9 protein-coding genes and 1 pseudogene are annotated in these 12,788 nt (G+C 69.6%); 5 read left to right on the forward strand and 5 right to left on the reverse strand.

Going from position 1 to position 12,788, the window contains the following annotated elements; genetic code table 11:
* Window positions 1-38: 38 nt before the first annotated feature.
* Entirely contained in the window at window positions 39-2,816 is a 2,778-nt protein-coding gene (locus BLV39_RS41080; protein WP_090804750.1) for a TIR domain-containing protein, read from the forward strand.
* Here BLV39_RS41080 and BLV39_RS41085 read toward each other — a convergent pair.
* From BLV39_RS41085 to BLV39_RS41100, 4 genes are read right to left on the reverse strand one after another with little or no spacing between them, the layout of a single operon-like run.
* Window positions 2,813-3,862, reverse strand: a complete 1,050-nt coding sequence (locus BLV39_RS41085; protein ID WP_090804752.1) for an LLM class flavin-dependent oxidoreductase — start codon at window positions 3,860-3,862, stop codon at window positions 2,813-2,815. The two genes, BLV39_RS41080 and BLV39_RS41085, sit on opposite strands and share 4 nt — an antisense overlap.
* Before the next feature lie 10 nt (window positions 3,863-3,872).
* Entirely contained in the window at window positions 3,873-4,124 is a 252-nt protein-coding gene (locus BLV39_RS41090) for a hypothetical protein (RefSeq protein WP_090804754.1), read from the reverse strand.
* Complete coding sequence (locus BLV39_RS41095; RefSeq protein ID WP_090804757.1) at window positions 4,121-5,632, reverse strand: FAD-binding oxidoreductase; 1,512 nt, start codon at window positions 5,630-5,632, stop codon at window positions 4,121-4,123. The genes BLV39_RS41090 and BLV39_RS41095 overlap by 4 nt, the downstream gene beginning before the upstream one ends.
* A complete protein-coding gene (locus BLV39_RS41100) occupies window positions 5,632-6,912 on the reverse strand; it encodes a (Fe-S)-binding protein (RefSeq protein WP_090804759.1) in 1,281 nt (426 codons plus the stop codon). The genes BLV39_RS41095 and BLV39_RS41100 overlap by 1 nt, the downstream gene beginning before the upstream one ends.
* Window positions 6,913-7,117: 205 nt before the next feature.
* Here BLV39_RS41100 and BLV39_RS41105 point away from each other — a divergent pair.
* From BLV39_RS41105 to BLV39_RS41120, 4 genes and pseudogenes are all read left to right on the forward strand, one after another.
* Window positions 7,118-7,810 (forward strand): annotated as a pseudogene (locus BLV39_RS41105) (DUF3103 family protein).
* A gap of 107 nt (window positions 7,811-7,917) precedes the next feature.
* Window positions 7,918-9,690, forward strand: coding sequence for a VanW family protein (locus BLV39_RS41110; RefSeq protein WP_239084106.1), 1,773 nt, complete (start codon window positions 7,918-7,920; stop codon window positions 9,688-9,690).
* A gap of 63 nt (window positions 9,691-9,753) precedes the next feature.
* Window positions 9,754-10,728 carry an arabinan endo-1,5-alpha-L-arabinosidase gene (locus BLV39_RS41115; protein WP_090804761.1) on the forward strand — a complete coding sequence of 325 codons (975 nt, stop codon included), beginning with the start codon at window positions 9,754-9,756 and terminating at the stop codon, window positions 10,726-10,728.
* A 91-nt stretch (window positions 10,729-10,819) separates the two neighbouring features.
* Window positions 10,820-11,848 carry a YihY/virulence factor BrkB family protein gene (locus tag BLV39_RS41120; RefSeq protein WP_090804763.1) on the forward strand — a complete coding sequence of 343 codons (1,029 nt, stop codon included), beginning with the start codon at window positions 10,820-10,822 and terminating at the stop codon, window positions 11,846-11,848.
* Window positions 11,849-12,316: 468 nt separating this feature from the next.
* Here the strand turns inward: BLV39_RS41120 and BLV39_RS41125 are convergent, their stop codons facing one another.
* Window positions 12,317-12,766, reverse strand: coding sequence for a group II truncated hemoglobin (locus BLV39_RS41125; protein ID WP_090804765.1), 450 nt, complete (start codon window positions 12,764-12,766; stop codon window positions 12,317-12,319).
* Between the last annotated feature and the right edge of the window lie 22 nt (window positions 12,767-12,788).

Genomic DNA, 12,788 nt, shown 5'->3' on the forward strand with positions numbered 1-12,788 from the left:
GCGGATCGGGTTACCGGGGTATCCGGTATCAAATACGTATGCGCCGGCCGGCACCTGAGCACTTCGATGCGTTCATCTCCTACAGCCAGGCCCTCAGCGGAGAGCTCGCGACCCAGCTCCAACGCTGGCTGGAACGGTTCGCGACGCCCTGGTACCGGCCGCGCACACAACGAATCTTCCGCGACTACACCAACCTGTCCTCGACCCACGACCTCACAGGCGCCATCTACGACGCGCTGGCGATTTCCCGCTTTCTCGTGATCCTCGCGTCGCCGGCGGCGGCGCAGTCGAAATGGGTGAACAACGAGGTCACGTGGTGGCGTGAGAACCGACCGGCCGAGCAGGTCATCGTCGTGCTGACCGCCGGGGAGCTTCGGTGGGACGACGAGGCGAACGACTGGCACTGGGACGAGACGACGCCCCTGCCACCGGCCGCGCGCGGGATGTTCACCAGCCAACCACTGTGGACAGACCTGAGCTCGATCGGGGACGCGCGTGAGCTCGACCGGTCGAATCCCGTGCTGCTCAACAGCGTCGCGCAGATAGCCGCGCGGCTCCGGAACACGGAGCTGGACCAGCTCGTCGGCGAACACATCCGGCTCCGGCGGCGCACCCGTAACACCATCCGAGCGGTTGTCGCCACCCTCACGATCCTGCTCCTCGCGACCCTCGCGGCGACCTGGGTGGCAGTGGACCAGCGCGACAGCGCGGTCGAGGCGGCCCGGATCGCGGTGTCGCGCCAACTCCTTGCCGAGTCGTCCAGCTTGCAGCTCCTCCAGCCCGGGCTCGCCCGACAACTGATGGCCGCCGCCTATCGGATGGCGCCGAACGACCAGACCTACGGGGCGCTGCTGCAGAGCCCGGCCATGCCGGGAATGCTCCAGCGGGACGAGGACGTCAGCGCGGTCGCCTACACCGCGGACGGCCGGACCCTCGCGGTCGCGGACGGCGACTCGATCTCGCTGATCGACACCACGGACGACGCGACCGTGAGCGTCCTTGCGGGCTTCGGACTCGGCGTGTCCGACATCGGCTTCGACCGGTCGGGTCGGCGGCTCGTCGGCACCGGACGCGACGGGACGATCCGCGTCTGGGACCTCGCCGATCGGGAGAACCCGCGGCTGGTCGGGAGTACGTCCGTCGACGGCTCGATCGACCAGCTCGCGCTCAACGCCGACGGCACCCGGCTCGCGACCGTCGAACGCGGTCAGACCTGGCGGCTGTGGGACGTCAGCGACGCGGCGCCACCGACGGTCCTGGCGACCCTGCGGGGCCCCGGCACCACCGGCTCCCCGGTCATCGCGCTGACCGACGACGGTGCGCTCCTGGCGACCACGGACGAAGAAACCGGAATCCTGCTCTACAGCCTCGCGTCTCCGCGCAGCCCGAAGCTGGCGGCGACGCTCACCGGCCACACCGGCGTCGTCGAGACCCTCGACTTCAGTCCGGGCGGTGCCGTGCTGGCATCGGGCGGCGCGGACGACACCGTCCGCCTGTGGGGCACGTCGAACCCGGGCAAGCCGCGACCCCTGCCTGCCCTCGTCGGACATGCGGGCAAGGTCGGCGTCGTGGCCTTCAACCGGGACGGAAGCCGGCTGGCGTCCGCCGACTGGACCGGCTCGGCGCGCATCTGGGACACGTCCGACCCGGTGCGTCCCCCACTCGTCGCGGAGTTGGCGGGTCATCGCGAGTTCGTCAACGACGCGGCTTTCAGCCCCGACAGCCGGGTGCTGGCGACCGCGAGCAGCGATGACACCGTGCGGCTGTGGTACGCCCAGCGACCAGGAGCGTCCATGCCGCGTGCCGAGGTCAGCGCCGGCGCGTCACACGTTTTCGCCCTCGACCCACGCGCGCCGCGGCTCCTTGCCGGCTCCGCCCTCCGGATGTGGAACATCGCAGGGTCCACGGTCCCGGAGCCGACCAGACCGCTGGTCCCGACCCGGCCGGGACCCGACGCCGCCGCGTGGTCACCCGACGGGCGCCTGCTCGCGTCGGACGCCGACGCGGAAGGCGTCCGCTTCTGGGACACCGAAAACGCGGACGACGTCCGACCGGCGGGCCGGCTCCCCATCAGCAGCGGCACCGTCGACGCCCTGGTGTTCAGCCCTCGGGACAGGACCCTGGCCGTGGCCGGGGCCGATGCAGGCGTATTTCTCAGCGACGTCACCGATCCGCGCCGGCCCGGCCCTCCACGCACGGTTCCCGTGCAGCAACCGGTCGCTGGGGGCGACCTCGCCATCAGCGGCGACGGTAACCGTCTTGCCGTCACGACGCCCGAAGGATTCGAGTTGTGGAACATCGCCGACTGGCGGGAGCGGACACCGTCCCGCGTCGCCGCCGTCACCGACGTCGGCCGGGTCGACGCGGTCGCGTTCGCGCCCGGCACGACGAGGCTTGCCACGGCCGGGGAAGACGGACAGATCCGCATCTGGGACCACGGCTCCGACACCTGGCGACAGGTGAACAGCATCTCCGGCCACCGCGGCGCGGTCAGCGCCCTGACCTATCTGCCCGACGGCCGCACGCTGGCATCGGGCGGCGAGGACCAGACCGTCCGCCTGTGGCGCACGCCGCCGGACGGCGACCCCGCGTCGGTCGCCACGTTCTCCGGGCACGCCACGTCCGTCTGGGGGCTGGCGGCCGCCGCGGATGGGAGCATCCTGGTCTCGGCGGACCAGAACGGATACGCGTTCGTCTGGCAACTCGACCCAGAAACGCTGCTGAGCGACCTCTGCCGGCACAGCGGTCCCTCGATCACCGCCGACCAGTGGCGGGTGTATGTCGGTGAGGCCGATTTCCGGCCACCCTGCGTCTAGGGGAAGGCCGGCATCACCTCGTCGTGGATGAGCTGTAGCTGCTCGTTGACCGAGGCGACATTGTCGAGGTCCCGGCCCATCAGGGCCTTCACCAGTGCGGCGTCGGTGATCGCGAAGATCAGGTGGTTGACGCCCGCGTCGACGATCTCGCTGCGCAGCTTGGCCACGCACTCCTCCGGTGTGCCCGCCACCGACAGCCGTTCGGCGACCTCCGGCGGGGTGAGGTCGATGGCGCCGGCCAGGTCTCCCTTGCCGAGTACCTCGATGACCGGCTGCAGGTCGGCCGGGTCGACTCCGTTGCGCCGGAGTTGCTCCTCGGGCATGGACGACGCGTACAGGCCGACCATACTGCGCGCCGCCTCCTTCGCCGCCGCCGAGTCGCGGCCGACCGCGAAGACGATCCAGGCTCCGATGTCCAGCGACTGCCAGTCCCGGCCCGCCTTCTCAGCGCCCTGGCGGACGTTGGAGACCAGATAGTCGTACGCCTCCCGCGTGTAGCTCAACGCGTGGTGCACGCCGTCGGAGATCTCGCCGGCCTTGCGGAACGAGCGCGGACCACGCATCGCGCCGAGCAGCAGCGGCATCCGTTCCTGCACCGGCCGGGCGAAGGTGAACAGGCCCGTGTACTTGTAGAACTCGCCCTCGAAGTTGATCGCGCCCTCGTCCAGCAGGGTCCGCATCACGTGGTGGGCTTCCAGCGTCCGGGACAACGGCCGGGTCTGCGCCCAGTCGATGTGGTACTGAGCGAGGAGCCCGAAGTTGCCGCAGGAGATGACGCACTCGGCGCGCCCGCCGGTCAGTTCGTCCAATGTGGCCGCCGCCTGTGCGATCAGCGTCGGCTCGCGCAGCACGACACCGGACAGCGAAGGCCCGAACCGGATGTTGGTGGTCTTGTCGGCCGCGGCGGCGAACAGCAGCCACATGTCCTTGTGCCACGTCTCATCGGCCGCGTAGCAGCCGTAGAAGCCGAGCTCGTCAGCCTTCTTGATGGACTCCATCGAGTCGGCGAGCGGATAGTCGGGAAGCATCACATAGCTGAACCTCATCGGGGAGTCCTCACTCTTCGGCGGACATCAGCTCCTCGCCGGACACGACCGAATCGGCCCAGTGGGCGTGCATCCACGCCAGGTGCTCCCACCGGCTGTCGACGATGCGGCGCGTGTCCCACGCCGGTAGGTCGTGCTGCTGGAAGTGGTCCCGCATCAGGGCGGGGTCCACTTCGTACACGTGGTCGAAGCGTTGCACCACCACGTCGTTGACCCGCCGCGGATCCGGCGGGCGTTGGGCCGACAACCGAAAACCGATCATGACGGGCCGTCCTCGTACGCCTGGTCGAGCAAGTATTTGCCGGGGTTCATGATGTTGAGCGGGTCGAGCACTCGCTTGACCTTCTTCATCACGTCCCAGCCGCCGCCAAGCTCTTCGGGCACCAGGTCGACCTCGCCTTCGCGGCAGGCGCCGTGGCAGGCGCTGATCGAGCCGCCGTGCGCGATCGACACCGCCGCGATGTCGCGCTTGGCGGTCACCCACGCGTCCCACGCCTCGTCGTCGAGCTCCTGCTCCCAGATGCCGACATCGATCTCCGTGAGGTAGTCGCCCCACGGTTTGAAGGCGCCGTTGGTGTAGGCGAACATGCCCCAGTCGTCGAAGATCCGGAAGCGGTCGCCGAGCCGGGCGACGATGTCGTGCCACTTCTCCCGCACCGCAGGCAACTGCGTCCAGTTGATCGACGCGTCCTCGCAGTGCCAGCTCATCGGCACCACCTGGCCGTCGCGCAGCCGGCCGTGCAGCGGTGTCGCGTAGCGGTCGTGGCGCGAGGCCCAGTCGCCCTGCGAGATCTCGTCACCGAGGTACGCGCCTCCGGTGTCCTTCCCGATCCGCAGCAACCGCTTGGCGCCGGGGCGCACCTCGTCGGTGGTGCCGTACATCGCCGTCGCGACCACGCAGCGCACGTCGTCGGGCTGCGGGATGTATGCCTCGTCGTCGCGGCGCAGGTAGGCCAGCTTCCACTCGTCGAAGAGCACGACACCGGCGAGCGTGGCCAGGCCGGATTTCGCGAGCGCACCGGTCGACCGCCAGGCCGTCTCGTAGTCGGGGTACGAGAAGAACGCCGCGAACTCGGCCTCGGGGCGCGGCACCAGCTCGAGGACGGCCTCGGTGACGATGCCCAGCGTGCCCTGGTGACCCATGAAGAGGTGCTTGAGCTGGTAGCCGGTCGAGGACTTGCGCACCTTGCGGCCGCCGCCGTCACCCACCCAGATCAGCTCGCCGGTGGGCAGCACGATCTGGAAGCTGATCACCAGGTCGCGGGTGTGCCCGTACCGGCCGCCGATCAGCGACCAGCCGCTCGTGCCGATCCGGCCGCCGACCAGGGAGCACGGGTAGGACGCCGGGTCGTCGGGGTAGATCACCCCGTGCTTCTGGAGCTCCTCGTTGAGCTTGAGCATGTTGATGCCGGGCTGCACGGTCACCGTGCGGTCGTCGAGGTCGAGCTCCAGGATCTTGTTCATCAGCTTGACGTCGACGACGATGCCCTGCCGCAGCGGCACCGCGCCGTCGGTCAACCCGGTGCCGCCCGCCCGGGGCACCACCGGGATCCGGTAACGGTTGGCGAGCTTGACGACCTCGGAGATCTGCTCGGCGGTGGTCGGGAGCACGACGACATCGGGTACGTGCTCCGCCCACCGGTGCACCGGGAACGGTGCCGGCACCCGGGCCCGGTTGACCCGCGAGGACCTGTCGGCGAACACGTTGTCGGGGCCGCAGATGCCGATCAGCTCGTCGATCACCGGGTCGGTGACCATGGTGGCGGTCATCAGTCCTCCAGGCCCGCGGACAGCGCGACGATCTCCAGCAGGTCGAGCACCTCGATCGGGTCGGCCCGCTTGCCGCCCTGCTCGGTCAACGGCCGCTCGGACCAGACGCATGCGCTGACCAGCGTGTCGACGTCGAGGGCGGCGGCCTGTTCGACACGGCGCCGGCTGATCTCCGCGGTGAGGTCGGGCCGCTCGATCGGCAGCCCGCCACCGGCACCCGAGCAGTAGGACCACTGGGTGACGTGGTCGACGTCCTTGAACGTGATGCCGGGGACCGCCCGCAGCACCTCTCTCGGCGCCGCGTGGATGCCCTTGCGCTTGTTGAGGCGACAGGCGTCGTGGTACGTGACGACCCGGTCGACGGGGTTCGTCAGCTCGAGCCGGCCGTCCCGGATCAGCTCCGCGAGTAGCTCGACGAAGAGCACGATCTCGAAGTCGTACTCGTCGCCGAAGTAGCTCGGGTAGTCCTCGGTGAACGAGATGTAGTCGTGGGGGTCGAAGACGATGATCCTGCGCGCGCCGACAGCCCGCCAGTCGTCCACGTTGTGCCGGGCGAACTCCTTGGCCCGCTCGACGTAGCCCATCTCGGCGGCGGGGCCGCCGCAGCACCACTGCTCGCGCATCAGGCCGAACTCGACGCCGGCCGCTTTGAGGATCTTCGCGGCGGCGCGGGGCACCGAGGTGCGGTGGAAGGCGCCCTCGCAGTCGCAGAAGAGGATGGTCTCGCCGCCGATGGGTAGGTCGAGGCCGGCCGCCCAGTCGGCCACGTGCTCCTGGCTGACCGGCACCTCTCCGCCGAGCACGGGCTCGGACTTCTGCCGACTGGTCGCCTCGACCCAGCGCTGCCAACCGGGCTGGTGGATGCCCTCGTCGACGGCCAGGGCGCGGGCGGCCTTGACGAGCTGCACGGTGCGGGTGCGGAAGCGGTAGAAGTCGCCGGTGAAAAGCGTGTTCGGGCAGCGCAGCTCACAGGCGCCGCAGCCGGTGCAGTGCACGTAGTCGCGGGCCACGTCCGCAATGGACAGCAGGCCCTTCTCCATCGCGACGACGTTCGCGTGGAAGGCCGTGGGCGTGTGCACCTCGTTGCGGGTCACCTGCATCACGGGACAGACCTCGCGGCAGAACTTGTGCCCAGAGCTGTAGCAGTTGTAGGCAGCATTGCGCCATTCCTGGACGAACTCGGCCGTGCCGGCCTCGTCATCCGGCTCTTTATCCGTCCCGCCAGCGGGCTCTTCTTCCGTCCCGCCAACGGGATCATGCGCGCGTTCGGTCGAAGACATCGTCGTCCTCCCATGTCGCGTGACCATCGTGCCCCGTGGGGCCGGTGCGCGTAAAGGGGGTCGACTGTTCACGTGCCGCTCGATGATCGTCTATCGATTCATGTTCGGCTATGCCACGATCGATCGGCTCACCCGCGAGTTGACGGTGACGCTGCGCGACCCCTCTGCGATCCTTCGCGCCGCTGGCGAGTCGGTTGATCTGTCCATGGTGGACGCCGGCTCGCGCTTCCGTCGCGCCGTCGAGCGGGCCAACGCCGACGTCGCCGCGGCCAAGGGCCTTCCCGCCGGCGCCGTGCTGCTCGTCGAGGTCGACACGGCGAAGGCGCTCGACCTGGGCGTCACCGTGATCAAGAGCGAGTTGGCCGCGCGCGGGCGGCTCGCCGCCGCTCCGACGCGGGCCCGGGCGGCCGGATACTGGGCCACCAAGGTCAACGCCGTTCGGCTCAGCGACGACGAGGAGCCGTGGATCAAGGGCGGCGCGGAGATCTTCAGCGTGGTCACCGGCTTCGGCCTCGACGGCGTGCCCCGAGCCGACATCGTGCAGATGCCGTACCGCGACAACGACGGCACGACCTACTATCCGAACCAGCTCCTGGTGCACTTCTCGGCGTACAAGTACAACCTCACCGACGTGGTCATGATGGGGGACGACGGGGACACCAACTACCAGGCGCTGGCTTAGGCCATCGCGACGGCGCTGTTGACCATTCTCGATCTCGGCGTGTACGCGCCGCTGGTCGACGCGGTCCTCGCCGCGATACCGACCTCGTGGTACACCGACGACCCGGACTACGTCGACTCCTGGTGCACGCTCTCGACCGCCAGCAGCGGTCGGCTCAACGGCGCGGCCGGCAACGGCTGGCTGGACGTCAGCCCGTACTACGTCCAGCCCCTGTAGCCCACCTCGGTTTCGGCGGCGCGGCGGCATTCTCGCTAGCATCCCGGCGGGCGCCCATCCGGGCGCCCGTCGGCCGCCGGCCGATCCGTCCGAGCCCGAGGTGGCGTGTGAGCCAGCACCCGCAAGCCAGCGATGCACCGACCGTGCAGTTCCCGGTGCAACGCCTGGGAGAGCCGTCGGCACCGCAGGCCACCCCCGTCGAAGCGTTGCGCCCGCGACGCCGGCTCTTCATGGTCGGCGGCCTCGCCGCGGCCGTGCTGGGCGCGATCGGTGGGGCGGGCGCCTACGCGTACGCCGGTGAGGTGCCGCGCGGCACGTCGGTGTTGGGTGTCGACATCGGCGGCAAGAGCCGGTCCGAGGCGGTCGCCGCGCTCAAGTCCGGGCTGGCCTGGAAGGTGCGGACGCTCGGCGCCCCGGTGCCGGTCCGGGTGGGCGAGCAGGCCGCCGAGGTCAACCCGGCCGACGTCGGCCTCGCGGTCGACGTCGAGGCGACCGTCGCGGCCGCCATCGAGCGGAGTGCCGACCCGGTCAGCCTCCTGTTCGGCTCGCATGAGCTCGACCCGGTCGTCACGGTCGACGAGGGCAAGCTCCACGACGTGCTGGGCGCGGCCCTCGGCAAGGACGCGCGGGCGATGAAACTGCCGTCGATCACGTTCGCGGGCACGACGCCGAAGGCGACCTACCCGGTGCCAGGGCGTGGCCTGCACGCCGAGAAATCGGCGGACGCGGTGCGCGACGGCTGGCTCGGTGGCGCGCCGGTGGTCGTGCCGATCGTCGAGATCCATCCCACGACGACGAAGGAAGACGTCGACAAGCTGATCGCCGAGTTCGCCCGGCCGGCGGTGGCGGCCCCGGTCACCGTCACGACCGAGCGGGGCGACGTGACGGTCGCCCCGGCGGCGATCGCGAAGAGCCTGCGGCTGGTCGCCGACAAGTCCGGCCGGATCGAGCCGGGGCTGGACGCGAAGAAGTTGCGCGCCGCGCTCGCCGGCCCGCTCGGCGCGGTCGAGGTGGCGCCGAAGGATGCCCAGGTCTCGATCGTGGGCGGGAAGCCCCGGGTGACCGAGGGCGCGGAGGGCCGACAGGTCGACGTCGGCGCGCTCGCCCCCGCGCTGTTGGAGGTGCTGCCGCTGCGAGACGGGCGCACGGTCGCCGGCAAGCTCGTGACCGCGAAGCCCGCGACCAGCGCGGCCGACATCGCCAAGCTCGGCATCAAGGAGCGGGTCTCGACGTTCACCACGAACTTCACCGGCGGCCTGTCCGCGCCGCGCAGCCAGAACATCGTCCAGGCCGCCAAGGAGGTCGACGGCGCGCTGGTCAAGCCGGGCGCGGTGTTCTCGCTCAACGGCCGCACGGGCGAGCGCGGCTACGCGCAGGGCTACCGGGACGCGCCGGTCATCCTCGACGGCAAGCTGGTGCCGGGCGTCGGCGGCGGCACGTCGCAGTTCACCACCACCCTGTTCAACGCGGCCTACTACGCCGGGCTCGAGGACATCGAGCACAAGCCGCACTCGTACTATTTCAGCCGTTATCCCGCGGTCATCGAGTCGACGATCTTCTGGCCGAACCTCGACCTGAAGTTCCGGAACGACACCGACTACGGCATCGTCATCGACACCTCGTGGACCGCCGACTCGATCACGGTCTCGATGTACAGCACGAAGGTCTGGGACAGCGTGAAGACCCAGTACGGCCCGCGGCGCGACATCACCAGCCCGAAGGTGACCAAGCTGCCGAAGGGTCCGACCTGCATCCCCACCAACGGCATCCCCGGCTTCACCCAGGACGCCTTCCGGGTCTTCAGGAAGGCCGGCAAAGAGGTCAAGCGGGAGAAGTTCACGTGGACCTACCTCGCGGAGCCGCGCTTCACCTGCGGGTGAACCTGTCATTGACATCCGTCTATTGTTAATGGTGACGCCGTTCTATCCCAGTGGGAGGGCGTCATGGCCTCATGTGCGCGCATCGCCGGCTCGTTCGTCGCCGTGGTCCTCGCCGTCACCGGTATGACCGTGATCGACGTCCGACCGGCGTCCGCGGCGTACCCCAACCCGGGACGGGTGACCGGGGACGTGACGGTGCACGACCCGGCGATTGTCCGGCGGCCGGGCGGCGGATACCTGTTGGCCCACACCGGCAACGGCATCAGCCTGAAGACATCCTCGGATCGCACGGCGTTCCGCGCCGCCGGCGCGGCCTTCCCCGGCGGCGCCTCGTGGACGACGACCTACACGGCCGGCAGCCGCAACCTGTGGGCGCCGGATCTGACCTACCGCAACGGCCGTTACTGGATGTACTACTCGGCGTCGACGTTCGGCTCCAACCGGTCGGCCATCTTCCTGGCGACCAGCACGACCGGTGGCTCCGGCACCTGGACGCACGCGGGCCTGGTCGTCGAGTCCCGCACGACCGACAATTTCAACGCCATCGACCCCAACCTGGTGGTGGACGCCGCCGGCCGATGGTGGTTGAGCTTCGGGTCGTTCTGGTCCGGGATCAAGCTGGTGGCGCTCAACCCGTCGACAGGGCTGCGCTCAGACGGCACGATCGTGAGCGTCGCAGGCCGCAACGGCGGGGCGATCGAGGCGCCGTTCATCGCGCGACGCGGTTCGTACTACTACCTCTGGGTGTCGTTCGACCGCTGCTGCCAGGGGGCGTCGAGCACGTACCGCGTGATGGTCGGTCGTTCGACCAGTGTCACCGGACCGTACGTCGACCGCAACGGCGTGGCGATGACGGCGGGCGGCGGCACACAGGTGCTGGCCGGCCACGGCAGCATCCACGGCCCGGGCCACCAGGCGGTGCTCGCCGACACCGACGGCGACGTGCTCGTCTACCACTACTACGCCGACAACGGCACCTCGCTGCTGGGCATCAACCGCATCGCGTACGACAGCGCCGGCTGGCCCTACGTCTACTGAGGAGCGTGCACGTCGGGCACGCTGTGCATGGCGAGGCCGGCGGCAGGGTATTACCGCGGGTGTGTCGATCGCGGAGCTCAGGACGCGCGGGGTGAAGTCATGGCTGCGCGCCCGCGACCGGCACGCCTGGCTGGACCACGTGGCCCGCGCGGTGGTGCGCTACGACCAGGCCGACGGTGGCCGTCTCGCCGCCGCGGTGACCTACTACGCGTTCTTCGCCACGTTCGCACTGGCCCTGTTGAGCTTCGCGTTGTTCGCGTTCGTGCTCGACGACCCAGTGGTGCTCCGGGCGATCCAGGGGTACCTCACCGAGAACCTTCCCCGGGTCGACGTCCAGGCGGTACGCGACGCCCGCGGCACCGTCGGCGTGATCGGGTTCATCGGCCTGCCGATCATCGGCTGGTTCTGGGTCGACGCGCTGCGCTCATCGATCAGAGCGGTCTGGGGACTGCCCGAGTATCCGGGCAGGTTGCTGGTCCGCGTTCTGATCGACCTGCTCGTGCTGATCGGGCTCGGCCTCCTGCTGGCTGTGTCGCTGGCCGCGGTGTTCACCACCGAAGCGGGCGCGGGCTGGCTGGTCACCGCCGCCGGCGTCGACGGCGCACCTTCCCGATGGCTGCTAGGTGCTCTCGGGTTCGTGCTGGAAGCCAGCGTCAACACCCTGTTGGCGATGGCCATCCTCACGGCGCTGCCCCGGCTGCGCATGCCGCTGCGCCGGGCCCTGGGACCAGCGCTGTTCGTCGCCGCCGGGCTGGAGTTGCTCAAGACCCTCGGCCGGCTCTACGTGCGAGGCGCCGAGAACAACGCGGCTTACCTGGTCGTTGCCGGCGCGGTCGGGTTGCTGGTCTTCCTCAACGTCGTCAACCAACTGATCCTGTTCGCCGCGACGCTGGCCGCCACCAGCATCAACGGGCAGGTCACCGACCTGGCCGCACGCCCGCGCGAACGCCAGGTCACCGGCCTTCTGGGCCGCCGGTCGGCCATACCACTTCCAGGCCGTGGTCGGTGGCGTAGAGCAGGTACGGCCGCAACTCAGGGGCGTACTCCAGGTCGCGGCGCAGCGCGTACAGAGGAGCTGACCTCGCCGCCAGGAACGGTTGGGCGGCGAGCAGGCCCCTGAGATCCCCGAACCGCCAATCCGCACCCAGCAGCTTCCTTGCCCGCACCAGGAGCTGAACTCCATCGACCGGAACCTTGCCCACATAGACGTCGGCGGTTGGCGGCAGGTCCGGCTCCGGGTCGGCCGGCAGAGCGAAGCCGGAACGCAGCCACACCTCGAACGCGGGGGCGGCGACGTTGAGGTCGACTTCGCCGCGACCGCCCAGGTCGGCCCAGAACACCGCGCCGCCGCCGTCGTCGCACCCGAGGAAGAATCCCCGATCGCTTTCTTGGCCGATCATGAGGTAGCGCGTGAGCCACTGGCCGATTCCGTAGGTCGTGTTGCGCTCCAGCAGGGACTCCAGGCAGTACACGACGACGCCATCGGCGACGACGTCGTCGGTGACCGACGCCAACCATCGCTGGTAAGCGGCATCCGTCCGGGAAATGAGCTGCTCGACCATCTCCACCAAATCCTTAGCGGGCTTGATCAGGTCGTGTCTTGGCGCGCCCAGGTCCAGGCTGGAACGGCGCGGATCGGATGCAGGTCGGCGTCGGTCTCGGCCAACGAGTTCTGTTGGGCGACCTGGGCGCCGAACTCGACATGCTCGCGGACCGCCGTGCGGAAATCGGGGTCGTCGGGCAGCCCGGCTTCGTCGATGGCCTCCAGGTAGACCTCGACGAACCGATCCCGTTGCTCGTCGGTGATCTTCAGGTGACGGTGGACGTCGATCAGGTATTGGAAGCCGAGCGCCGTGGTGAATCGGTCCGGGCCGCCGAAGGACTCGGCAGTGAACCACGTCAGGTGGTCGACGTGGCCGGGCTGGCGGACCGGAAACACCTCGCGCAGCACGGGATCGGCCAACGCCTTGGCGTAGAACAGCTCTTCGAGGCGGTGCAACGCCTCGTCACCGCCGGCGAACTCGAAAAGAGTTGTCATCGCTTTGGCACCCTACGCTGTC

This window comes from Asanoa ishikariensis, assembly GCF_900107455.1.
GTDB classification, from domain to species: Bacteria; Actinomycetota; Actinomycetes; order Mycobacteriales; family Micromonosporaceae; genus Asanoa; species Asanoa ishikariensis.

Excerpts from the sequence above, each read along its gene's own strand:
- BLV39_RS41080 (WP_090804750.1), top strand. The coding sequence starts at position 39 with ATGCGCCGGCCGGCACCTGAGCACTTCGATGCGTTCATCTCCTACAGC.
- BLV39_RS41085 (WP_090804752.1), bottom strand. The coding sequence starts at position 3,862 with ATGAGGTTCAGCTATGTGATGCTTCCCGACTATCCGCTCGCCGACTCG.
- BLV39_RS41090 (WP_090804754.1), bottom strand. The coding sequence starts at position 4,124 with ATGATCGGTTTTCGGTTGTCGGCCCAACGCCCGCCGGATCCGCGGCGG.
- BLV39_RS41095 (WP_090804757.1), bottom strand. The coding sequence starts at position 5,632 with ATGACCGCCACCATGGTCACCGACCCGGTGATCGACGAGCTGATCGGC.
- BLV39_RS41100 (WP_090804759.1), bottom strand. The coding sequence starts at position 6,912 with ATGTCTTCGACCGAACGCGCGCATGATCCCGTTGGCGGGACGGAAGAA.
- BLV39_RS41115 (WP_090804761.1), top strand. The coding sequence starts at position 9,754 with ATGGCCTCATGTGCGCGCATCGCCGGCTCGTTCGTCGCCGTGGTCCTC.
- BLV39_RS41125 (WP_090804765.1), bottom strand. The coding sequence starts at position 12,766 with ATGACAACTCTTTTCGAGTTCGCCGGCGGTGACGAGGCGTTGCACCGC.